Raw genomic sequence first — 25,429 nt, 5'->3', positions numbered from 1 at the left:
AAGTAATAAAAAATCTCAAATGAAAATTTGAGATCCTAAAATTTTAATTATTTAATAATTCAAATAATTTAACGATAGTTTCAACATCTAATTGTTGTATTCTCAGATTATCATCATAACCTAATGATGCAAAAACTTGTTGTATTTTATCTTTTGAGTAATTATTCTTAAGAGAATACGATAGCTTTTTACGTCTATTAGCAAAAATATCCTTAAAGAAGTCTTTTAATTTATTTCAATCATCACTTGAAACATCATCTTTAAAGACAAGTGAAATAATTGCTGAATCTACCTTTGGTGTTGGTGAAAAACAACTAGCAGGTACTATAAATTCAATTTTACATTCAGCTAAATATTGAGCCGAAACAGATAATTTTGAATATTCGCTTGTATTAGGTTTGGCACATATTCTTTCTGCAACTTCTTTTTGAACCATCAATAAAACACCCTTAAAACGCTCTTTATTCTCAAAGACCTTAAATAATATATCTGTAGTTATATAGTAAGGTATATTAGCGATTAAATAGGCATTTTCGATAGGGTTTAAATCTGCTTTAAGAAAATCTTGGTGTAATAAGGTAAGTTTATCTGAAATTATTTCTGAATTAATTACATTAACCATATCTTGATCTATTTCATAACAAGTAAGATGTTTTGCTTGTTTAATAAGTTCTTTTGTTAATGCACCACGTCCAGGACCGATTTCAACTACATTTTGATTGCTAAAATCAAATACTTCGATTATCTTTTTAATAATATTATTATCTTTTAGGAAGTTTTGACCAAAGTGCTTTTTGGCATAAACTTCTTTTTTATTATCTTTTTTATTTCTCATTATAAATTAAATAACTTTCTTAAATTACGATTAATACGATCTGTGAATTTTTCCATTCCAATCCCTTTTAGTCCTGCGATATAGTAAGCAACAAATAAAACTGTATTCGGTTCATTTTTTTCTCCTGTATAAGGATGAACTCTTAAGTAAGGTGAATCTGTTTCAGTTAAAATACGTTCTAATGGAAGAAACTTAATAACTTCTCTTGTTGTGTTTGCGCTACCAAATGTGCAAACACCACTAAATGAAAAATATAAGTTTTTAAATTCCATGAATTTTTCAGCTCATTCAATATTACCAGCATAGGTGTGTAACATGCATTTAATATTAGGATATTGCTTTAAAAGATCATAAGTATCTTGGTATGCTTGATATTCATCTTCTTTATCTCTGATGTGAATTACAACAGGTAAGTCATGTTTTATAGCTAAATCTAATTGACCTTTAAGTGAATCGATTTGATTTTCTCTTGATGGTGCATCTTCATAATAGTAATCTAAACCAACTTCACCAATACCAACTACTTCTGGAGTAATTAAATTCTCAATTTGTTTTCAATCATCCTTATCTTTACCTGATTCTGGGTGAATACCAACACATGGTTTGATAATTGGATGTCTTTTAGCAAGATCAATTACCTCGTGATTTTCTTTTGGGTGTCCACCATTTACAATAAAAAATTCAATTCTATTTGCATGTGCTTGTTCAATTATCATATCGATAATATCATCGTTTTTATAATACTCAATTGATAGGTGATTATGAGCATCAACAAATTTACTTTTTTTACTTGACATATTATTTACCTAAACAAAAACTTGAAAACATTACATCTAGTAAGTCTTCTCTGTTTACATTTCCTTTTATATTTTGTAATGAATCTCAAGCAACATATAAATCTACAATTACGACATCAAATGTTGCATTATACATTAATGCTTCTTTTGCTTGATCCAACGATAATAATGCTTGTTTTATTAATGATAATTGGCGTGTGTTTGAAAAGATTTTTTCATCAAAGATATTAATGTCTTTAAAATTAGCAACAAGTGCATCTTCTAGTTCTGTTATGCTATTGTTTAAAGCTGAAATTTTAACAATATTATCATTGTTATTTGAATTGTCTAAATCTGTTTTATTTAAAACCTTAATATAGAATTTACCAAGTTCCTTAGACTTCTCTTCAACCATAGCATCAAATTCGTTTTCACCTTGCACAGTGTCAATTACGTGCACAACAAGGTCTGCTTTTTCAATTTGTTCTAATGATTTTTTAATACCAATTTGTTCGATTTTTTCTTCAGTTTTTCTTAGACCGGCAGTATCAACTAATTTAAATAACATATCGTTAATTTTATATGTTGCTTCAACTAAGTCACGAGTTGTTCCGGCAATATCAGTAACGATTGCTTTTTCTTCTGAGAGCAAGGCGTTTAAGATGCTACTTTTACCAACGTTTGGTTTTCCAAGGAAAGCAACTTTAACACCATCAAAAACATATCTTGAATCTTCTGAAACCTTGACTATTTGTCTTAATTCCTTGATTAAATTTTTGATTTTTTCAAGCATATTATCAGTATCAATGTGCTCAATATCTTCATATTCTGGATAATCAATATTTACTTCACAAACACCTATGAGCAAGGCGATTCTATTTAAAAAGTTATCAATTAAGTCAGATGTTTTACCATTGAATTTATTAACACTAGCAGTTGCTTGTTGATTAGTTTGAGACATAATTAAATCATGAATTGCTTCTGCTTTAACTAGGTCCATTTTTCCATTCAAGAAAGCTCTACGGGTGAATTCACCACGATCAGCTAATCTAGCACCATTTTGAAGTAGTAATTCAAGAACACGATTTGTGACTACTATTCCACCGTGACAGTTGATTTCAATTAATGGTTCACCCACATAGTTATTGTAAGTTTTAGTTCCATCTGGATTATCCTTTCCAAGGAATCACATAACCAAAACTTCATCAATTAAAGTGTCTTTATCATAAATATGACCATAAGTAATGTTATGATCATTTCCAAGTCTTCCTTTGTATATTTTTTTAATTATTTCTAAGGCATCAGGGCCGCATAATCTAACAATTGAAATTGGTTGATTTACGTGTGATCCTGAACTAATTGCAGCTATATTATCGTACATACTTATATTTTAATAGAATGCATATAAAAACAAAATAAAACATCAAACCCAAGGGCTTGATGCAAATATTATTTATTCATTAATTCATCTTGTTTTTGTTTTGTTATTTCATCAACTTTAGCAATTTGTTTATCAACTTCTTTTTGAACTGTGTCTAAGTAACGTTTTTGCATGTCTTCAGATAATTCTTCATCTGCTTTAATTGCTTTATTAACCTCTTGACGTGCGTTTCTAATTCCAACTTTTGCTGCTTCTGTATATTTGTTTAATGATTTAACCATTTCTTTACGTCTATCGCTTGTTAATGGTGGGAAAGTAATACGAATTTGACTTCCTTCATCAACTGGCATAATACCTAAATTAGCTTTCTCTAAGGCTTTATTGATTTCCTTAACTGATGTAATGTCATATGGTTTGATTAACAATTGTTGAGGTTCAGGTACAGAAATATTTGCTAGTTCATCTAACGGTGTTAAAGTGTCGTAGTAGTTAACTCTAACTCCTTTGATTAATTGTGGGTTAGCTCTACCTGTAGAAATTTTTGAAATTTCAAAACGGTAGTGTGAAAGCGCTTTTTCACATTTTTCATCTAATTCTAATAAGTAAATGTCTAATTCCATTATTTTATCACCTCTGTATGTGTTATTGTTCCTTCAAGCGCTCTAACAATTGAATCTTCTTCTAATAAGTTGAAAACAATAAGGTTAATATTGTTGTCTCTAGCCATACTTGTGGCTGTTAAATCCATAACTTGAAGTTTCTTTTCTAAAATTTCGTCATATGTAATTGTATCATAACGTTTTGCGTTTGGGTTTGTTTTAGGATCTGAATCATAAACTCCATCAGTTCCATTTTTACCCATTAAGATAACTTGTGCACCGATTTCAGATGCATATAATGTTGCTGCTGTATCTGTTGTAAAGAATGGACGTCCTGTTCCACCTACGAAGATAACGACTTCACCATCTTCTAAATATTTGATTGCTTTTTCATTTACATATGTTTCAGCAACTCTTGGATCAATGTTTAATGAACTACATACACGTGATCTAAGTCCTGTTTGTTGGAAACCACTGCTTAAAGCAAGTCCGTTCATGATTGTAGCAAGCATTCCAATATAATCGGCTCTATTACGATGAATACCATTTTTTTCAGCAGACGCACCTCTTCAGAAGTTACCCCCACCGATAACGATAGAAATTTGAACACCTTTATCAACAATTTGTTTAAGTTGCCCAGCAATTTTAGAAACAAGTTCAAAATCAATTGCAAGGTGTTTTTCTTTGTTTGCAAAACCTTCTCCAGAAAGTTTTAATAAAATACGATTGTATTTTTGCATTTATAACCACCTTTATTGATGAAAAAACATAGTGATTTTTTCATATTTTAATTACTAAAATAATTTTATATTATTCCATGCTTTTTTAAATACCATAAGCAATGTTTTATTGACTACCCATTAATAAATGCCTTTAATATTAGGACATAGTCGAAAAAGTACTGAAAAAACTATGAAAATTGTGGAAATTTGATAAATAGAATAACAAAATTGTTTATAATTGTAAAACATTATTATAATAGTCAATTATAAAATTTAGCTATTTCATATAGCATTCAGAAAGGAATAATTATGTCACAAGTAAAAGAAAGATATTTATTCGCGATTGATTTAGATGGTACAACATTACAATCAAGCGCAACAGGTCAAATTCATGATAAAACACTCTCAGCAATCAAAAGAGCTACAGATGAAGGTCACGTGGTATGTATCTTAACAGGTAGACCATGAAGAAGTACAAAATTCATTTATGACACATTAGGTTTAAACACAATTGTTTCAAACTTTAACGGTGCTCACATTCACCATCCATATGATTCTGAGTTCATTCCATACATTAAATACTTAAACTTAAATGAAGCATTATATATTTTAGGAGATGAGAAAGTTCAAGCAGAAATCTCTAACATCGCAATTGAAGGTCCAGATTGAGTACAATTAGACCACCGTGATGAAGAATTAGAAAAAGTTTTTGGTTTCAAAACAAGTTCAAAATTACAAATTGGATTAAACTATCACAAACTTCCATTATTACCAACAGGCGTTATTTTCGATGTTAAAGAAACAACAAATGTTGAAGAACTTAGAAAATATCTTAAAGTACGTTACGGAGATTTAGCAGAATTCTCATACTGATCAAAAGGAGAAGGTCTTACTCCAGTATTTGATATGACAAACATTACTGCAAACAAAGGAAAAGCATTAAGTTTACTTATTAGATACTACGATATTAAAGTAGAAAACACAATTGCATTAGGAGACGGATTTAACGATGTTCCTATGTTCAAAATTGCTAATGTTTCTGTAGCAATGGCTAATGCTACAAAAGATGTTAAAAAATATGCATCAATTAAAGTTTCAAAAACAAATAAAGAAGGTGGTGTTGGAGAATACATTCATAAATTCTTAGACAACCCAGCATCTGAAATTGCAAAATCAAATGCAAGAAAAGCAAAAATTAGAGCAGTAGAGGAAGAATAATGCTTTTTTTCGATGATATTAAACAATTTGATTTAGATAATAAAAAATTAATTGGTGTTGATGAAACTGGAGTTGGTGATTACTTTACTCCTTTAGTTGCTTGTGCAGTTTATCTACCAAGTGAATTATCACGTTTTATCCTAGAATTAGGGGTTAAAGATTCTAAAAAATTAAGCGATAGCAAGATTATGCAAATTGCACCAAAATTAATGAGTTTTTTACCTTATTCAACTTACGTGTTGTCACAATCGGGTTACAATAAACTTTCAAAAGATTACAATGCAAATGAATTAAAATTCTTTATTCATGCAAGTGCATTAAGTAATTTATATCAATATCAAAATAAAAGTCATGAAGCAACAGGGATTATCATTGACAAATATTCAACTACTAATTCAATCCTTAAATATCATCAGAAAATTTTTATGTTCAATAATTGAGCAAAAATCAATGAATTAAACTTACCTACATTGCTAGTCGAAAAAGCAGAAGATATTCATTTATCCGTAGCATGTGCATCAATAATAGCTCGCTACAAATTACTTGAATATATGCAAAAGCAAAATCAACAATGAAACTTCGAATTTAGCTTGGGTGCAGGTCAAAAAGTAAAGCAACAAGTATCAGAATTTGTTGAAATTTATGGCGAAAAAGCTTTAAACGAAGTATGCAAAACTAATTTCAAAATGTAAGAGCCGGGTTATCCGGTTTTTCTACATTTTATTTTAAAAGCATTACTATTCTGAATGATGCTTTTAAAATAATTAAACTAAGACTTGTTGTATCTTAAGATTGTTTTGGGTGATTAAAATAATTACATCCCCAATAATTGAACCAGTGATAGCTGATGCAATAAGAATAATTAATGTATCTTCAGTAACTATATTCTTTAATAATGTTATAGTGATAAATATTGCTAATAAAACACATGTTAATAATAATAACGAGACTGAAACTTAGAACAAAATACACATTGTATATGCTACTTTTACATACTTTGGGACAAATGACGTCCTATAAAAGTATGATTGAAATTCGATTTCATAACACCATATCCTGTGAATAAGAATACAAACATTAATACAAATGTTGCTATAGTTGTCATAAAAATACTTTTGATGTATTTAAATTTCATTTTTCTTCTTTAAAATTTTTAATTAATTATTCTAGTTAAAAAATATTTTTAAAATATTTGTCTAACCACCTTTATTCTAAAAAAAACAAAAAAACAAAAGGGTCTGAAAAATTTCCATAATTTGTGGAACGAAATATGAAAAACTTGACAGTTTGATAGCAAAATATATAATTTAAGTGTAACCTTTCCGGCTTAAAAGGTTATTATACACAGAAGGAATCCTTGAAAAAGAATTCCTTCTTTTTATTTAAAGTATTTAATTAAAATAAGAAATACAAAAAACCAGATCTATTTGATCTGATTTTTTCTAGATATTCATTATTAATCTATTTCATTTAATGAATATGGATCAGGTGTTAAGAATTTACGCTTAGCAAATAAGACGATTAAACCGCCAATAAAAGCGCCATTGAAGAATGCGAAAATAAGTACAATTCTACCACCAATAGTTGGTGTTGTGATTTTATCAAAGAAGGTTAAGAAAATTTGAACCATAAATCTTATATTGTTAAATATTATTGCTGTAATAATTGTTCAAAACATAATACAAAGAACATATGTTACATAGAATGCGGTTGTAAACATCTGTTTGTCTTGAGCGATTATTTTTGTTCAATATTGAATATTTATAACAAAAGCATCAAGAAAGTCATCAAATTCCATCATTTTTTCTGTAGAAGGATTATCAATATCTGAAATAAATCATGCAGATATAACAGAAATTATACCTAAAAGAAATAAGGTTATGGTACTTGCAAAAAGTGTTTGAATTTTTCTATAAATTTTATTATTCATTTAAAAATCTCCTTTATTAATATACTTTTATTATAGAAAAAAGAGATTATTTTTGCAAAAATTTCCATATATTAAGATATAAATGGAAATTTTGAACTTAAATGTGAAAAAAGTAAAATCATTATTAGTTCAATTCCCACCATTTTTAAGTTTTTAAACCGAATAATATTATGAAAGAATATAATAATTATGCGAGGTGATATAATGAAAAAAATACAATTTGAAATTAAGAATATTAACGAGTTAGAACTTAAATTAACACAAAGTGCTAATGAAGGTGACTTCATCAGCTTAAAGGATTTAGATCCAAATCAAATGGCTAATCTTTTTACAGCTTATAGCAAGTTAAATGAGAGATTTAATGAACAAATTAAAGATAATGTTATTGATGAGTATAAACGTGATTTAGAGAATAAACCAGAGGTTATTAGACTCATCAATAATACAAAAGACCAAATGGATAAAGTTGCCAAAAATGAGATTAAGGAACTTCAATCTAAGATTGATAAATTAAACGAAACATTATCTAAAGAGAAACAACTTAAATCAAATGCTGAAATTGAAATGAAAGCAGTTTTAGCTTCACAGGAGGATAAACTTAAGACAGTGGAAGCTGAATTAAAAGCTAAATTCCTTCAAGAAGAAGAAGAAATAAAAACTCAATTAGTTGATTTCAAAAATAAAATTGAGCAAAAAGAACAAGAAATTAAAACTATTAATCAAAATAAAGATAAAGAAATTCAATTAAAAGTTGAAAATGAAATTAGTAGTGTTAAATTAAAATTAATGCAAGAGTTTGAAGCAAAACTTTCAAAAGAAAGATCAAGTGCAGTTGAACTATACAAAAAAGATACCTTTGAACCATATAAACAACAAGTAAAAGAAGATATGGATAAACTAAGAACGCTTAATGCTGAACTTAATGGTCAAATTACAGGTCTTCAAGGTTCAAAAGCATTAAATTCTAAGGTTATCGGAAATAACTTTGAGTGAGCAGTATACAACGAAATCAATGATTTTGTAAAGTTCTTACCTGATGTATCAGTTGAACCAATTACAAAAAATAAGAAAAAAGACAAAGTAACTGATATTGAATATGCTGATGATAAAAAAGATGGTACAAAAGCTGATTTCATTATTAAATTCTTTGATAATGTTGATTCTGCTAAAAAAACTCCTATTGCATCAATTGTAATTGAAGCTAAAAGTGAACTTGATAATGGCGGCAAGAAAGTTAAAAACAAAGCACACTACGATAAGTTAATCAAGGATAAAAACAAAGAAGGAGCAACATATGCCTTCCTTGTTACAGAACTCGAAAAAGACAATGCTTTTGGTGTTCAACCAATCAGAAACGAAGATGGTGTAATGGTGACTAACTGTTTTGAAATGAGAATTGAATACCTTAAGATTATGATTCAAATCTATTACACCTTAATTAAAGAACTAAATAAAAATAAACAACACATTGAATACGTTGAAAACATTTCAAGAAGTGTTGAATATGTTTCACATTTCTTAAGTAATTTAAATGAAACAATTTTAAGAATAACAAACACTGAATATCCAAAACTTAAAAAAGAAATTGAAACAATTAAAAAATCATCTGAAAAATTAGAAGAATTATCAACAAAAATCTTCGAAGATAGAATTAAAAAAGCAGCTGAATATATTGGAAAATACGACATCAATAAAGCTAAACAATTCGAAGTTGCTCTTATTGAAGAAGAAGTTAAAATTACTCCAGTTTTAGAATCAAAATAGTGCCCTAAAGGTGCTATTTTCTTTTCTTTCATTTTTTAACTGAACAAAATATTGTTTTGCAAAAATAAAGACAAAGTACTCTTTTAGCACTTTGTCATAGTTATTTTAGTCATTTAAAGATTAAATCACGATAATATTCATATTGCTTTTGAATTGATTGTGATAATTTTGGTAATCCATTTGTAATATCATTACTAATTGAATTAAAGTTATCTAGTATTTCTACAATTTTGTTTTGTGTACTTATTGAAGGGATAATAATCTCTAATTCTTTTAATGATGTAGATCTTATAGTTGGTACACTTCCACTAGATTTTAATTTTTGAATATCATCAGATTTTGAAAGTAATAAGTAATATAAAAATTTTGGGTTTACAGTGTTAGCATCATTTATTTTAAGACCAAAACATTTATCATTTAGTTGTTTTTCCGATTATTGAAGGTTGGTTTAAAATACTTGCAGTTTTTCAAATAATTTCTTCTGTAGCCGCAATTTGATAAGGACGCATTACAAGTAAGTTTTTGTTTTTAGTTCAAATACAGTAATTAAATAAGATTTTATAAATTACATGTTTAACAAAGAATGTCTGAGTAAAATCAGTTAGATCTGAAATAATGTTATTTTTAGCATCTGCTCAATAAGAAGTGAATTCATATGAGTGTGATGTTTTTGTTTTGTTATTATTGTGTTTTTCATTAATCGATTGTTCACGAGTGGTATTTGAGTAATAACGTGTTTGTGTACCATTTGAAATAACAAAAAGTTGTACATAGTCAAAGATACCACCTGATCTTTGAAAACTTGTATTTCAGTATCTATCAATTTGATTAAATGCTTCTTCTAATGAAACACCACGACGTTTTAATTCAATATGGATTAAAGGCAATCCATTTACTAAAATAGTTACGTCATAACGGTTTTCATAAGGACCATTATTATTTTCAACTTGATTAACAACTTGTAGTTTGTTGTTATGAACATTATTTTTATCTAAGATCCGAATATTTTTAAATGAACCATTATCTAAGCAAAGTTCATAAATTTCATTGAGTTGTACTTTTTCAGTTTTATCTTTGTAATTATCAGTTTTATTAAGTAAGTATTCATTAAGAAATCTCTCTCATTCACTATTTGTGAATTTAAAATCATTAAGTCTTTCAATTTCTTTACGAATATTTTGTTTTAAACCTTCTAAGTCATTAATAAATAAACGTTCATAACCTAAATGAATTAAATCTTGGATAAATTGTTCTTCAAGTTGTGATTCAGATTGATATGCACTATCATTTTGTCTTTTTTCATCGTATTCAAATGCTAGAGTTCTTTTTACTTCTTGTAATATGTGTTTAAAATGCATATTTTCTCCATTATTCACTATTTAAAAAAAGAATTATTATTATTTTTATTCTTTTTTAATTATAAATAATTAAAAATATAACACAATAGTAAAATACGTAATTTGACTACTTCATAGTATTAAAAGAACAAAAACAAGGACTTAAGCCCTTGTAATATTTTTATTTTGGTTTTAAAAATATATCTTGTTAATAAATGATTTATGTTTTGATTATTGTTTTTTGTACTTGTTTACTTTAACTTTTTTGATTTTTGGGATGTTTAAAACTAATGTGAATTCACCTTTTGCATATTCAGGATTTTCAGTAATTGTTTCAAGGATTTCTAAAGCACTTCCATGAAATCATTTTTCATGAACTTTAGTCAATTCCTTAGCTAAACACACTTTAGCGGTATCGTTAAAAACAGTATTAATATCTTCTAGAGTTGAGTGCAATTTATGTGGTGAAACATAAAAAATATATGTTCCTTGTGTCAATTCTTTTAATTCATTAATCCGTTGTTGCGTTTTATCTTTAATGAAACCAACAAACTTAAAATCATGACTAAAGTTTGAACCTACAAAAGCTGTTACAGCAGCATTTACACCTGGTACAATTTCAATTTCAATATTATTAGCACGTGCTTGTGAAATAACTTCAAAACCAGGATCCGAAACTACAGGCATACCTGCATCAGAAACTAAAGCAACATCATTTCCTGATTCAATTAATGAAATGATGCCTTTAGCACTATTTTGTTCAGTGTAGTTATTGTACATCAACAACTTCTTGTTATAGATTTCATATCTATCAAGAAGTTTCTTTGTAACTCTTGTATCTTCGCATGCAATGTAATTAACTTCAGAGAGCACTCTGACTGCTCTAAAAGTAATATCTTCCATATTTCCGATTGGTGTTCCTACAATATAAAGTTTAGCCATAATACTCCATTAATTTGTTTAATAATAATTGTTTGTTTAAGTCGAAGATACCTTGTGCGTTTATTGCTTTGCGGTAGTTGTCTAAGTCTACTAGTATATTTAAAATATTAGGATGTTGATTTAATAATCTTTTACGTAATTCAACTATTTTTTGATCAAGTTTTTTATCGCTATTTTGATTAAATGAACCAAACAAAATAGTTTTAAAACAGTCTAATACAAATGAGTTTTGTATGTTATCGTCTTTGATTAAATTTTGATTCATAAAAACAAAGATTTCTTCTTTTTTAGTAATAGATTTTTCTAATTCAACAAGCAGATGGTTTAATAACGAACTATATTTGTCATAGTCTAAATTTTCTAAATAATTAACATCTGGATAAACTCACGAAATGAAGTGGTAAAAACTTTTATCTCTTTGTTCTAGTGGTAAAGATTCAACAACTTGATCTGGTGTTTGTTTTTCAACGGTAATTACTTGTGCACGAGATGTGATTGTTGATAAAACGTTGTTTATTGCATTTGTTGTCAAAATGATAATTAAATCATTTTGGGGATCTTCAATACTTTTTAAAATAGCATTTAACGCATTGATAGAACTGTTTTCAATGTTTTTAATTACTAAGATTTTGTATCCTGTCTCAGCAATATTTGCAATTGTTGAGAAGTTAGAATTATAAAAAGCTTCTTCGAGTTGTTCTTTTTTAATTGATTGTGATGAACCATCGATTAATGTGACATTAACAGGCAGATCATCAATAGATGTTGTGTTTTGATTATTATTGATTGCATTGATAAAAGAAATAATATCTGCGTTAAAGTTGTGAATAAAATTAGATTTTAATAAAAATAAATGACTTAACTTTTTTGCATTAGCCAACTCATTTATTTGTAATAATATTTTTTTATTTAACATATAAATCTATGTATCTTTGGAATTTTTCGTTTGATAATAATCCCTTAACAATGTCGTCTAATACGCCTTCTGGTGATTGTTTGGCATCAATAATAATGAAACGGTCAGGATCTTCTTCAATTAAAGATAAATAACCATTATAAACTTTATTGTGGAATTCAACTTTTTCACCTTCCATACGGTCTTCCACTAAACGTGTGCTTTCACGACGTTCTTTAGCTTCTTCAGGGGTTAAGTTTAAGAAAATTGTAATATCAGGCATTGTTTTATCAATAACAATATTTGTGATTAATTTTGTATATTCATAACCTAAATTTCTTGCGAAACCTTGATATGCATAAAAACTATCTACATAACGATCACAAATAACTACTTTGTGTCCTCTTAATGCTGGTCAAACAACTTTTTCTAAGTGAATACGTCTACTTGTTGTGTAAAGTAAAGCTTCAGCAACTGGTGATAATTCAGATGATTTGTCTAAAATAATCTCTCTAATTTTTTCAGCTTCTTTAATATTTTTTCCACCTGGTTCACGTGTTAAAACGATTTGAATGTGTGGGTATAATTCTTGTAATTTTGCAAATAATTTTTGTGCAAGTGTGGTTTTACCACTACCATCTAGTCCTTCGAATGAAATGAACATGTTAGCCCCCTAATTTATATGTTTTAATTTTGGCGATTTTTCAATGCAAATCTTAAAGTTATTTCATCTATATAATCAACTGATGAACCCAATGGCAATCCAATTGCTAATTGTGAAACTTTAACATTGCAACTTTGTAATTCTTTTTTAATTATTTCATTTGTAATTTCACCCTTAAGAGTTGGTGAAATACCTAAGATAACTTCATCAAATGTCTTTGAGTAATTTAAAAGTTTATCAAATTCTTGACTGTGTTTCTTAATATCTGTGATATTTTCCACAAGGTGTGGAAATACGTAATATTTGCCCTTGTAAAAACCTGCTTTTTCAATTTTTTGTAAGTTTTGTAAGCTTTCAACAATTAAAAGTGTATTTTCACGTTCTAGATCAGAGCAAACATTGCAAACACCTTTATATGTTATATTGGTACATATTGAGCAAAAATCAGTATGTTCTTTTATTTTTTTAATTGAGTTAGCAAAATCATTAACAGTATCCTCTTCGGTAGCAAGAATTCAATAAACAATTTTTTCAGCTTGTTTTTTGCTTATTCCTGGGATTTGTTTTGCTTTAACTACGAATTCTAAAATATTTTTATTATCTAACATAAATTAGAATGGCATACCTGGCATATTAGGTGCTAATTTTTCTTGTTCTTCTTTAATCATATCAATTGCTTCGTTAATAGCAATAATGATTAAATCTTGAATAATTTCTTTATCTTCTGGATCAATAAGAACTTCATCGATATCGATTGATTGTACGCTCATATCTCCTTTTACAACTACTGTAATTCCTTGTTTTTCAACAGTGAATTCTTTGTCTTCAAGTTCTTTTTGTTTTTGTTCTAATTCTTTTTGCATATTTTTAATACGTCTTAAGAAATCTGGTGACATGTTCATAATTATGTTATTCCTTTCATCTCTCTGTGATTTGAATATTTGCTTCATCATCAGTAAATAATTTAGCTCTTTGTAAGAATCATTCTTCTTCATCATTGTCTTCAAGTTCTGTTAAGAATTCTGGTTCTTTAATTGGAGTTGTAACATTACCATGTTCAGCAATGTATTTTTGAATTTCACGCACTTTATCATGTGTTAATGCGTAGATATGTTTGTATGGTGAACCAAAAACATATGTGACAAATTCTTGTAATCATTTTGATTTTGATTTAGCATTAATTGTTTTAATAACTTCATTATCTTCTGATGTAACAGTGATAAATCTATCAGAAGCCATTAAAATTTTAACTTTCTTAAATAACTCAGCTTGTTCTTTGAAGTTTTCTTTTCCCATTAAAACTACATCTAAGTTTTTTAAGTGATTTTTAAATTCAGTTGTTTTGTTTAATTCTCTATTTTGATGAATTCATCTAGCATCATTTTGATATTCCTGTAATGATCTTTTTACTTCAAAGGTTTGTGTTTGATCGTTCATCACTTGGAATAAGTCATTATAGGAGTTAGTTGTTTGTGTTGTATCATCTAAAATTTCATTATATTGATCTGTTTTATTGATATCGATTTCTCTAGTTGAAATAAAATTATCTGTTTCACCAGTGTTAAGTTGATCAATCATTGAAGTATCAATATCACGATCATCCCCAATGTGCTCATTATCGTCAACTAAGAATTCTCTAGTTTTATCTAACATTTCATTAACAAGTGATTGTGTTTTATTATTTTCGTCAACTAATTCTTTATAGTTTAAATCTACTTCTTTAGTTTCTCTTTGTTCTTTGATAATCTTAGATGCTAAAAATGGGTTTTTATTTGGTTCGTTTAAGAAACCTTGCACACGTGCTTGAACAATTTCTTCTAAATCTGATGCTTGTTCTTGTGTTGTTATCTCTTCATTTGTTTCAATACTTGGATTATTGCTGTTTATAAGGTCAATTCCAACAGATGTATTATCAACTATTTCTGTTTTGTTATCACGCTTGATATTGAATTTAAAACTGTTTGAAACTAAGTCTAAAATACTTTCGGTTGTGTGTTGTTGAATATCTTCAGTTTTTGTCTTAGATATTTTGTCTATGTGTTTTACAGATAAATCAACTTCGTTTTTAGGTTCAGATTTTTCTTCAATGACTTCTTCGACTATTTTTGTAGGAGTAATAGGTTTTTGTATTGTTGGTTTTTGAACTGGTTCTGCAATTTGAGTTGGAGTGTGAATAACTACTTCATCGTTATTAGGTTCAAATTCTTGTGTAAGTTTTAATAAACCTAACTCAATAATTTCAAATGGAAACTCAGATTTTTGGATTTTAGTTAGTATCTCGTAAAGTGAATCTGTTAATTTGAAAAGATTTGATAAAGAAATTTGTAATGAATTTAGTTGGTAATCAGTGAAGTAACTGATTAATTGAGTATCTTGTGTTTTGTTTAAGATTATTTTTTCTTTGTTAAAAGTGATTAATGATAAAACGAATTGTTGTGGGTCAATTCCACGTTGTTGTAAGGATTGAACTTTGGCAATCAATTCTTGGACATTACTGTTAATAATGATATTCATGGTTTCAAGTATTTCATCGGTTGATAAAATTCCGAAATTTGAATATAAGTCTTGTAAAGTGATTTGATGATTATTAAATGAACTTGCTTGATCTGCAATTGATAAAGCATCTCTCATCCCCCCGCTTGAAAGTCTGGCAATAACTTTAAGTGCTTCATCAGTATATGAAATATTTTCTTGTTCCAAAATGTTTTTTAAGTGCGAAACAATGTTTTTCTCATTCATTCTATTAAAGTTAAATGTTTGAACTCTAGAACGAATTGTAAGAGGTATTTTTTGTGGATCAGTAGTTGCAAAAATGAAGATTGCATGTCTTGGTGGTTCTTCAAGTGTTTTTAATAATGCATTAAAAGCACTTTTTGTAAGCATGTGAACCTCATCGATGATGTAAATTTTAAATTTAGAATTAATTGGTGCTTGTTCAATTTTTTCTTTTAAATCTCTAATTTCATCAACACCATTGTTTGAAGCTGCATCCATTTCAATAACATCAAGGTTAGTGTTAAAAGTTTTTCTACAGTAGTCGCAAGCAATAGTTACATCATCTTGATGCATACAATTAATTACATTTGCAAAGATTTTAGCTACAGATGTTTTACCTGTTCCTTTTGGACCACTAAAAAGATAAGCGTGTCCAATCTTTCTTGATTGCAAAATGTTTTTTAATGTAGTGATTATATTATCTTGACCGACCACATCATTAAAGGTCTGTGGGCGATATTTTCTATAAAGCGCTTTGTAACTCATTTTTCACTCCTGTACTATTCTAATTAGTATTATACAATAATAAAAAATGAGCATTTTTAAATAACAAAAAATATTTTTATTTTTTACTTTTAGTCCTTAAATATAGGTGTAAAAGTTAAACATATGCAAAATTTTCATATTTTGAGTTTTTTCAAGTTTATCTTTGTTCAAAAACCATTATAAATAAGAGAAAAAGTAATAAAAAAGAACCTTTAAAGGTCCTAATTATTAAGCTTGTTCTTGAGCTGCTTTTTCTGCTCTTCTTAAATCACGTGCACGTTCTTTTGCAAGTTTTTTTGCACGAGCTTCAGCACGCATTTTGTTTTTAAGTCTTACTACTTTACGCATATTTTTTCCTTTTCATATTAATTAATATTTCTTTAGAATGTAATGTTGTTGTATATACTATGAATGTATTTTACTATAAAAGCAACTTTTTATGAAATTTTAATTTTTTGCATCATCTTAAGATTTTGCTATTTTTTATGGCATTTGTTGAAAAATAACATCATGAAAATAAAATAATTTAAAATATATATAGTTATTCACAAATTAGAAATGGTGGTAAAAGTATGAAAAAAAATCAAGCGATTGAGAAAATAATTAATGAATCATTAGACAAAATTATGTCTGATAGATTTGGTAAATATTCTAAGTATGTTATTCAACAAAGAGCTTTACCAGATGTTCGTGATGGTCTTAAACCTGTTCAAAGAAGAATTTTATTTTCTATGTATGGACTTGGTCTTTTTAATGATAAACAATATAAAAAATCAGCGCGTATTGTTGGTGATGTAATTGGTAAATATCACCCACATGGTGATTCATCTGTTTATGAGGCAATGGTTAATATGTCTCAATGATGAAAAATGAATTTACCATTATTAGATATGCACGGAAATATTGGTTCAATTGATAATGATCCAGCAGCTGCAATGCGTTATACAGAAGTTAGAATGGGTAAAATTGCTGAATGAATTTTAAATGATATTAAAAAACAGACGGTAAGTTTTGTTCCTAACTTTGACGATTCAGAAATGGAACCAGTTGTTTTACCATCGATTTTTCCTAACTTATTAGTTAATGGTTCAATGGGTATTGCCATTGGTATGGCGACAAATATGCCGCCTCATAATTTAGGTGAAATAATCGATGCCACAATTTATCGTATTCTACATCCTAAAGCACCATTTAATGATATTGCTAGCTTAATACAAGGGCCAGATTTTCCAACTGGTGGTGTGATAAAGGGTGATAAAGGTATTTATGAAGCCTTTGAATTAGGTCAAAACCAAAAGAATAAAATTCTTTTATTTAGTAAATATGAAGTGTATGAAAAAGATAAAAATAAATTTATCGAAATTACCGAAATTCCTTATGGTGTAGTTAAATCTAAATTAGTTTATGACATTGATTTAATCATTCAAAATAAAGAAATTGATGGTGTTTTAGAAATAAAAGATCAATCTGATCGTGATGGTATTAATATTCTTATCACACTTGATCAAGGAGCAAATGAACGTAGTATCTTAAGTTACTTATTCCAAAAAACAGATTTAAAAATAAGTTATAACTACAACAACACTTGCATCAAGAATAATTCACCTAAAACAATGGGGATTGTGGAATTGATTGATGCCTATATTACACATGTAAAAGATGTAAAAACAAAAACATTGTTCTTTGATTTAGAAAAACAAAAATTACGTTTAGAAATTGTTTTAGGTTTTATAAAAGTCTCAGAAATTACAGACAAAGTTATTGAAGTTATTATAAAATCTGAAGGTTCAAAATCGGGTGTTATTGAAAACTTAATCAAATTTTTTGATTTCACAAAAAATCAAGCTACAGCGATTGCAGAACTTAGACTTTACCGTTTAAGTAAAACTGATAAAGAAGCATATTTACTTGAAAAAGCAGAGCTAGAAAAAGATATCAAACGTATGCAAATTTTATTAAACAACGAAAATGAGTTTAATAAATTTATCATTGACCAATTAAGTCAAATGAAACTACTTTTTACCACACCTAGAAAGACGAAAGTAGAAGAAAAAGAATTTGACTTCTCATATGATGAAACTGATCTTATTAAAGAAGAGATGATTAATCTTTACATTTCACGTATGGGTTATATAAAACGTCTATCACAAAGGGTTGTTGATTCAAACTCATTAGATACTTATGCTTTAAAAGATGATGACTACTTAATTTATACAAACAAAGTTAATACATTAAACAATTTATTAATACTTACAAATCTTGGAAATTATATTATTGTTCCTATTTATAAAATTCAAGAATCTAAATGAAAAGATTTAGGAACATATTTATCATCATTTGCAGATTTTAGAGTTTCAGAGGAAATTGTATCTATAATCGAAGTTTCAAATTGAGATAGTTTAGTTTATGTAAATATAGGAACAAGAAACGGTGTTTTCAAAAAAACCTTATTAAAAGACTTTAATGTTTCAAGATTAAATAAAGCATATACAGCTATCTCATTAGCAAAAGATGACTATGTAGTTAATGCAACATTAACAAATGGGTCGAAAGATATTGTTATCTTTACTGAAAATGGTCTTGCTTCAAAATACTCTGAAAATGACGTGGCAATTTATAGTACTAAGGCAAAGGGAAATAAAGGTGTGTACTTATCGCTTGATGATAAGGTTAGAACATTTATTACTGTTGATCCAAATGGTTTAATCAATATGATCTCTGATGATGGTCAAATTCAAAGGTTTAAAGCATCAATATTACCATTTATACCTAAAAACATCAAAGGTAGACCATATAATAAATCTGCTAAGAAATTCACTATTTCTTCAGTTTCAGAAGACGTAAATGATTTAAATATAATAATAAAAGATCAGTTAGGTCAAACTGATATTCAAGAAGTTAAACAATATTCTGTTTCAAGTAATGAACCTAGAATTTACCATTTAAATGCTGATAATCCGGAAAAAACAAGTTTCAATATTTATTGAAGTGATAAAGCAACAAAAATTGAAGCGATTAAATTTTCTAAAGAACAAATAATGGAAGATAGAAAATTCATAGAAGAAGTAAAACAAACAGAAGCAAAAACTGCAAAAACAATTAGTGATATTCTTGCAAGAATTAATAAAAATCTTGAAGAAGATAAGAAAAAGAAAATATAAGAAAATAAGCAACCTTAAAAAGTTGCTTATTTTCATTTATACCAATATCCTAGGAGTTTTGGGTTTGTGTGATTTCTATTTTTTTATTATTTTTTACAGCATATTGCAACTTACATGATCATTTTCATACATAACCAAGAAATGGTGGGATAAAAAATCCAATAACCACAATCGCCATATTTAATAATACTTTTAATGCATTATTATCTGTTTTTACAAATAATGGTCTTGAGAAATCTAAAAATGGATAAATGTAAGGTCTAATATACTTATAGTATTCTTTACCTTCTGGTGAATTTAATCATTCTTTGCTTGTGTCTTTGAATACTTCATTCAAGTATGGAATTGAGACAAGGAATAATACTAATGCAAATAATCAGTAAATGAATAATGCTATAGATGAGTATCAAATAACTTTTTTTGAAATTTCAATTTCTTTACGATTTTTTACAAAAGCAACATAAGCAATAATTGGTGTTACAAAGTGCACAAATGTACTTACGATAATTTTTTGTGCCGGTTCACCTTTAAAAACTGATGGAAATACAAGTGCTCAAAAAATCAACATTGTAATTGTTATGTAAATTGTAGCTAAGAAAAGCATACGTTGTGTAATTCAATTTTTAGGTCAAATTGCATATAGAATTAAAGCAAATGCTAGAAAAATATTACTCATTCAAGTAAAAGTATAAGTCACTGCTCAATAACGAGCATAAACAGGTTGTCCAAAATGACTGGAATTATTTGTGTATTTTAATGCAGGAATCAACTCATCATAGTTATAAATTATTCATGTTCAAATAGTACATAAAACTATAATTACCAAGATTGCAATACCTGCTCAAAAAGCCATTTTTCTTTTTCTATCTCAATCATGAAATAGGGAATTCTTTGTAGTGTTTTCAATCATGTGAAAATTATACAAAAAAAAGAATTTTCAGACTTAAAAAGGTAAAAAAATGTTATTTTTATGAAATATTTGCAACATCAAAGATATTTAAAAAATAAAAAAATGTATAATTTTGACATTATGGGAATCTTTAAATTAAAAGCAAATTATAAACCTGCTGGAGATCAACCTCAAGCAATTGAAAAAATGGTAAACACTATCAAAAAAGGCGAAAAAAATCAAGTTTTACACGGTGTTACTGGATCGGGTAAAACTTTTACTATTGCTAACGTAATAAAACAGTTTGATAGACCGGTTATTGTTTTATCTCACACCAAAACTCTAGCAAGTCAATTGTATAGTGAATTGAAATCATTTTTCCCTGAAAATGCTGTTGAATATTTTGTTAGTTATTTTGATTACTATAGACCTGAATCGTATAAACCAAGTACTGATACTTATATTGATAAAGATTCTCGCACAAATGAGCAAATTGAAATTTTAAGATTAAGTGCATATAATTCTCTACTAACTAGACGTGATGTAATTATTGTTGCTAGTGTTAGTGCGATTTATGGAGCATTAAATCCAAATATTTATAAAGAGTCATTTTATAGAATTTATCGTACTCAAAATATTTCTGTCAAAGATTTTGCAAGTAAACTTGTACAAATTTCATATGATCGTAATGATACCGATCAAGTTCCTGGTGAATTTACTGTAAAGGGAGATGTGGTAATTATTAGGCCTGCTGATGATGAAGAAATAGCACTACGTGTTAGTTTCTTTGGTGATGAAATCGAAGAAATTGCAGTTATTGATCCTACAACAAAAGAAGTTATCAAAAAAGATAATTCTTTTATCATTCCGCCTGGTAACGCTTATGCAACAGAAAATTCGATTTATGATCTTATAATTCCCAAAATTCAAGATGAATTACAAAAGCAAGTTGCTCAATTTACACGTGACAAGAAATTATTATTTGCAGAACGTATATCTCAAAGAGTTAAAAATGATATTGATGATATGAAAGAGTTTGGTGTATGTAAGGGAATTGAAAATTACTCAATGTACCTTGATCGTAGAGATTTTGGTCAACGTCCATATACATTATTAGATTATTTACCAGATGATGCACTCATGATAATTGATGAGTCTCACATGTTCATTCCGCAAGCTAGAGCAATGTACAAGGGAGACAAAGCCCGTAAAGATGCATTAGTTAATTACGGGTTTAGATTACCATCTGCTTATGAAAATAGACCATTAACATTCAAAGAATTTGAAAATGATTTTAAGTTTCAAAAAATATTTATTTCAGCAACGCCAAATGAATATGAAATGAAAAAAGCAAAAGAAAATGTTGCTAGATTATTCGTTAGACCAACTGGACTTTTAGATCCTGAAATCATTATTAAACCAACGGCGGGACAAATCGAAGATATCTATGACACAATCATAGAACAACGCGAGCGCAATGAGAGAACATTTGTTTTAACAGTGTCAAAAAGAGTTGCTGAGGAATTATCTTCATATCTTTCAGAACGTGGAATTAAATCTGCTTATATGCACTCAGACCATAATACTTTTGTACGTAATGAAATTTTACGTAAGTTAAGAATGGGAATTTATGAAGTTGTTGTTGGAATTGGATTACTTCGTGAAGGAATTGATGTTCCTGAGATATCAAAAGTTATTGTTCTTGAAGCAGATAATACAAATGGTATCAATCGTAATACACAAAGTTTGATTCAGATTACTGGTCGCGCCGCCAGAAATGCCAATGGACAAGCGATATTCTATGCTGATAAAATTACTAAGGCAATGCAAGAGTGTATTGATGATAATCAAAAGAAAAGAGAAATTCAAATCACCTACAACAAAAAGCACAATATCACACCACAAACAATTATTAAGCCAATTACTGAACAAATTCACGGTCATGACATTATGAATGCAGTTGAATTATTATTAAGCAAATCACAAGATGGTAAGAAACAACAAAAAGAAAAAGCATTATCATCATCAAAACAAGAATTAATTGCAGATATCAAACAACAAATGAATGAAGCTGCAAAAGCATTAGATTATGAAAGAGCGATTCAGTTAAGAGATATTCTAATTGAAATTGAAAGTAAATAGGAGGGTTATGTCAAAAGAAAATGTATTAATAATACAAGGAGCACGTGAAAATAACCTTAAAAACGTTGATTTAGTCATTCCAAAAAATAAATTGATTGTTTTTACAGGTATTAGTGGTAGCGGTAAAAGTTCACTTGCATTCAACACCATTTATGAAGAAGGTCGTAGAAGGTATGTTGATTCACTTAGTTCATATGCAAGAATGTTTTTAGGTGGAACCAAAAAACCTGATGTTGATAAAATTGAAGGTTTAAGTCCATCGATTTCTATTGAGCAAAAAACAGTTCATAATAATCCACGTTCAACTGTTGGTACGGTAACTGAAATTTATGATTACTTACGTTTATTGTTTGCTAGAATTGGGGTTCCATATTGTCCAAATCATAATATTGCAATTTCATCACAAACATCAAAAGATATTTTAAAAACTATTTTTAAATTAAAAGACCAATCGAAACTAATTATTTATTCTCCTTTAGTTGATAACGAAAAAGGAACACATGCTAATTTATTTGAAAAATTAAAAAATGAAGGTTATATGCGTGTTAAAGTTGATGGTCAAATTATGATGTTGGAAGATAAAATTGAGTTATCAAAAAATCACAAACACACCATTGATTTAGTTATTGATCGTGTTCCATTAAAAGAAGAAAATTACAATAGAATTGCTGAAGCGATTGATATTGCTACAGAAAAATCTGGTGGATTATTAAAAGTCGAAAATGTCGACACCGATGAAATACTTACTTTCTCAAAATTGCACTCATGTATTCATAAAGATTTTGAAATGCCTAAAATTGAGACACGTTTGTTTTCTTTTAATGCTCCGTTTGGTATGTGTGAAAACTGTAAGGGTCTTGGGGTTGAGTTTAAAGCTGACTTCGATGCAATATGCCCTGAACAATGAAGAAGCATTAATAATGGTGCAATAAAATATTTTGAAAATACAATTAATACTACAAATTTAGAATGACAAGAATTTAATCAACTATTAGTTTATTATGATATTGACAAAGATCTGCCATTAGATGAAATGAACGAAAGAGACTTAAATATAGTCAAATACGGTTCAGATAGAGAAATTGAATATAGTTTATTATCGGTAAACGGAAACTACACTAGAAGATATCGTGAAATTGAAGGTATTGTTACAAAAATAGAAAATTATTATTATTCAACTTCAAGTGATAGAAGACGTGATTATTTAAAAAAATATATGGGAACATTTGTTTGTCATGAATGTAAAGGTTCAAGACTTAATCAAAGCGCTTTAGCGGTTAAAGTCGATGGTAAAAATATTTATGAATTTACTCAATTTTCAATTGATAATGCATTAGAAAACATAAAAAAATTAGTTGAAAAACTTTCTGACCATGAAAAACAAATTTCAAACTTAATTACAAAAGAGTTAATTGATAGATTAACATTTCTTAAAAATGTTGGTTTAGATTATTTAACTCTTAATCGTAGTGCTGAAAGTCTTAGTGGTGGGGAAGCGCAAAGAATTAGACTTGCAACTCAAATTGGTTCAAATTTAACAGGTGTTTTATATGTTTTAGATGAACCTTCAATTGGATTGCATCAAAAGGATAATTTAAAACTTATCAACACACTTAAACATATGGTTGATATCGGAAATACCTTAATCGTAGTAGAACACGATGAAGATACAATTTATTCAGCTGATTACATTGTTGATATCGGCCCAAATGCTGGAGTAAATGGTGGTGAAGTTGTTGCACATGGTACACTAGAAGATATTGTTTCTGTAGATAGATCTATTACAGGTAAATATCTTTCAAAAGAATATACCATTCCAACTCCTACACATAGACGTAAAGGTAATGGAAAAGAAGTAATAATTCATGGCGCAAGAGAAAATAATTTGAAAAATATTGACGTAAAAATTCCGCTTGGATGCTTAACTGCAATTACAGGGGTTAGTGGTAGTGGTAAAAGTACTTTAATTAATGAAATATTTGTTAGAGGTATTCAATACACTTTAGGTCTTGTAGATGGAAATAATCGTAAAAAAGCTAAATTTGATTCAATTAGTGGTTTACTAAATATTGACAAAGTTATTGCAGTTAACCAGAGTCCGATTGGTAAAACGCCACGTAGTAATCCTGCTACATACACAGGTGTTTTTGATGATATTAGAGAAATCTATGAAAACGTCGAAGAATCACGTGTAAGAGGTTATACAAAAAGTAGATTTAGTTTTAATGTACCTGGTGGTAGATGTGAAAAATGTTCTGGCGATGGTTTTATAAAAATTGAAATGCACTTTTTACCAGATGTTTTTGTACCATGTGATGATTGTGATGGGCAAAGATATAATCGTGAAACATTAGAGATTAAATATCACAACAAAAATATTTCACAAATTTTAGAAATGAGTGTAGCAGAAGCGATTGATTTTTTTGAGAATAAACCCAAAATTATCGAAAAATTACAAATACTTTCTGATGTAGGTTTAGACTATATTAAATTAGGTCAAATGTCAACAACACTCAGTGGTGGGGAAGCGCAACGTGTTAAGTTAGCTACTTACTTACAAAAGAAAGCAACAGGACGTACTGTTTATGTTTTAGATGAACCGACAACAGGTTTACATACTCATGATGTCAAAAAACTTATTGCAATTTTAAACAGAATCGTTGATAGTGGGGATTCAGTTGTTGTGATTGAACATAACTTAGATTTAATAAAATGTGCCGATTATATCATTGATCTAGGTCCAGAAGGCGGTATCAAAGGTGGTAGAGTTTTAGCAACTGGTACGCCTGAAAAAGTAGCAAAAACTCCGAATAGCTCAACTGGTGAGTTTCTAGCAAAAATATTCCAAAGCGAAAAAGTGGTTTAATACTGCTTTTTCTTTTATTTTGTATACAAAATAAGGGTGTAGAAATA

21 protein-coding genes are annotated in these 25,429 nt (G+C 28.3%); 6 read left to right on the top strand and 15 right to left on the bottom strand.

Annotated features, from left to right (window positions below):
- Nucleotides 1–43: 43 nt before the first annotated feature.
- The 5 genes from rsmA to pyrH all read right to left on the bottom strand — a co-directional run bounded on the left by rsmA (nt 44) and on the right by pyrH (nt 4,331).
- Entirely contained in the window at nt 44–835 is a 792-nt protein-coding gene (rsmA, locus tag H9M94_RS03540; RefSeq protein WP_187469547.1) for a 16S rRNA (adenine(1518)-N(6)/adenine(1519)-N(6))-dimethyltransferase RsmA, read from the bottom strand.
- Nucleotides 835–1,632: a TatD family hydrolase gene (locus H9M94_RS03535; RefSeq protein ID WP_187469546.1), complete on the bottom strand. Its 798-nt coding sequence runs from the start codon at nt 1,630–1,632 to the stop codon at nt 835–837. The genes rsmA and H9M94_RS03535 overlap by 1 nt, the downstream gene beginning before the upstream one ends.
- 1 nt (nt 1,633) lies before the next feature.
- Entirely contained in the window at nt 1,634–2,992 is a 1,359-nt protein-coding gene (gene mnmE / locus H9M94_RS03530) for a tRNA uridine-5-carboxymethylaminomethyl(34) synthesis GTPase MnmE (protein ID WP_187469545.1), read from the bottom strand.
- A gap of 68 nt (nt 2,993–3,060) precedes the next feature.
- Nucleotides 3,061–3,612: a ribosome recycling factor gene (frr, locus tag H9M94_RS03525; RefSeq protein ID WP_187469544.1), complete on the bottom strand. Its 552-nt coding sequence runs from the start codon at nt 3,610–3,612 to the stop codon at nt 3,061–3,063.
- On the bottom strand, nt 3,612–4,331 hold the full coding sequence (pyrH, locus tag H9M94_RS03520) for a UMP kinase (protein ID WP_187469543.1): 720 nt from the start codon (nt 4,329–4,331) through the stop codon (nt 3,612–3,614). The genes frr and pyrH overlap by 1 nt, the downstream gene beginning before the upstream one ends.
- A gap of 291 nt (nt 4,332–4,622) precedes the next feature.
- Here pyrH and H9M94_RS03515 point away from each other — a divergent pair, with 291 nt between their 5' ends.
- Entirely contained in the window at nt 4,623–5,531 is a 909-nt protein-coding gene (locus H9M94_RS03515; RefSeq protein ID WP_187469542.1) for a Cof-type HAD-IIB family hydrolase, read from the top strand.
- Entirely contained in the window at nt 5,531–6,223 is a 693-nt protein-coding gene (locus tag H9M94_RS03510; protein WP_187469541.1) for a ribonuclease HIII, read from the top strand. Before H9M94_RS03515 ends, H9M94_RS03510 begins: the two co-directional genes overlap by 1 nt.
- A gap of 764 nt (nt 6,224–6,987) precedes the next feature.
- Here the strand turns inward: H9M94_RS03510 and H9M94_RS03505 are convergent.
- Nucleotides 6,988–7,461, bottom strand: coding sequence for a hypothetical protein (locus H9M94_RS03505; protein WP_187469540.1), 474 nt, complete (start codon nt 7,459–7,461; stop codon nt 6,988–6,990).
- A gap of 204 nt (nt 7,462–7,665) precedes the next feature.
- Between H9M94_RS03505 and H9M94_RS03500 the strand changes: the two genes are divergently transcribed.
- A complete protein-coding gene (locus H9M94_RS03500) occupies nt 7,666–9,225 on the top strand; it encodes a DUF2130 domain-containing protein (RefSeq protein ID WP_187469539.1) in 1,560 nt (519 codons plus the stop codon).
- Between the two features lie 100 nt (nt 9,226–9,325).
- On the opposite strand, the gene H9M94_RS03635 is transcribed toward H9M94_RS03500, so the two are convergent.
- From H9M94_RS03635 to dnaX, 8 genes are all read right to left on the bottom strand, one after another.
- On the bottom strand, nt 9,326–9,586 hold the full coding sequence (locus H9M94_RS03635; RefSeq protein ID WP_370576699.1) for a restriction endonuclease subunit S: 261 nt from the start codon (nt 9,584–9,586) through the stop codon (nt 9,326–9,328).
- 49 nt (nt 9,587–9,635) lie between these two features.
- Nucleotides 9,636–10,583 (bottom strand): type I restriction endonuclease, encoded by a 948-nt coding sequence (locus tag H9M94_RS03490; protein WP_187469538.1) that lies wholly within the window; start codon nt 10,581–10,583, stop codon nt 9,636–9,638.
- A gap of 210 nt (nt 10,584–10,793) precedes the next feature.
- Entirely contained in the window at nt 10,794–11,504 is a 711-nt protein-coding gene (gene rsmI / locus H9M94_RS03485; RefSeq protein WP_187469537.1) for a 16S rRNA (cytidine(1402)-2'-O)-methyltransferase, read from the bottom strand.
- Complete coding sequence (locus tag H9M94_RS03480) at nt 11,497–12,420, bottom strand: hypothetical protein (protein ID WP_187469536.1); 924 nt, start codon at nt 12,418–12,420, stop codon at nt 11,497–11,499. Before H9M94_RS03480 ends, rsmI begins: the two co-directional genes overlap by 8 nt.
- A complete protein-coding gene (gene tmk / locus H9M94_RS03475; protein WP_187469535.1) occupies nt 12,410–13,063 on the bottom strand; it encodes a dTMP kinase in 654 nt (217 codons plus the stop codon). The genes H9M94_RS03480 and tmk overlap by 11 nt, the downstream gene beginning before the upstream one ends.
- 23 nt (nt 13,064–13,086) lie before the next feature.
- Complete coding sequence (locus H9M94_RS03470; protein WP_187469534.1) at nt 13,087–13,671, bottom strand: toprim domain-containing protein; 585 nt, start codon at nt 13,669–13,671, stop codon at nt 13,087–13,089.
- A 3-nt stretch (nt 13,672–13,674) separates the two neighbouring features.
- On the bottom strand, nt 13,675–13,959 hold the full coding sequence (locus H9M94_RS03465; protein ID WP_187469533.1) for a YbaB/EbfC family nucleoid-associated protein: 285 nt from the start codon (nt 13,957–13,959) through the stop codon (nt 13,675–13,677).
- Between the two features lie 13 nt (nt 13,960–13,972).
- Entirely contained in the window at nt 13,973–16,324 is a 2,352-nt protein-coding gene (gene dnaX, locus H9M94_RS03460) for a DNA polymerase III subunit gamma/tau (RefSeq protein WP_187469532.1), read from the bottom strand.
- A gap of 572 nt (nt 16,325–16,896) precedes the next feature.
- Between dnaX and H9M94_RS03455 the strand changes: the two genes are divergently transcribed.
- A complete protein-coding gene (locus H9M94_RS03455; protein WP_187469531.1) occupies nt 16,897–19,485 on the top strand; it encodes a DNA topoisomerase (ATP-hydrolyzing) in 2,589 nt (862 codons plus the stop codon).
- A 49-nt stretch (nt 19,486–19,534) separates the two neighbouring features.
- Here the strand turns inward: H9M94_RS03455 and H9M94_RS03450 are convergent, their stop codons facing one another.
- Entirely contained in the window at nt 19,535–20,395 is an 861-nt protein-coding gene (locus H9M94_RS03450) for an MAGa3780 family membrane protein (RefSeq protein ID WP_187469530.1), read from the bottom strand.
- 102 nt (nt 20,396–20,497) lie between these two features.
- On the opposite strand from H9M94_RS03450, the gene uvrB reads away from it, so the two are divergent.
- Together uvrB and uvrA are read left to right on the top strand one after the other, a co-directional pair.
- Nucleotides 20,498–22,516: an excinuclease ABC subunit UvrB gene (gene uvrB / locus H9M94_RS03445; protein ID WP_370576684.1), complete on the top strand. Its 2,019-nt coding sequence runs from the start codon at nt 20,498–20,500 to the stop codon at nt 22,514–22,516.
- A 7-nt stretch (nt 22,517–22,523) separates the two neighbouring features.
- Nucleotides 22,524–25,382: an excinuclease ABC subunit UvrA gene (gene uvrA, locus H9M94_RS03440; protein ID WP_187469529.1), complete on the top strand. Its 2,859-nt coding sequence runs from the start codon at nt 22,524–22,526 to the stop codon at nt 25,380–25,382.
- The last annotated feature ends 47 nt before the right edge of the window (nt 25,383–25,429 follow it).

Origin of the sequence: Mycoplasma sp. Pen4 (genome assembly GCF_014352955.1) — a bacterium.
GTDB lineage: Bacteria > Bacillota_I > Bacilli_A > Mycoplasmatales > Metamycoplasmataceae > Mycoplasmopsis.
Note: the sequence above shows the minus strand (reverse complement) of the source record. Positions and strands in the feature narration are given on the sequence as shown.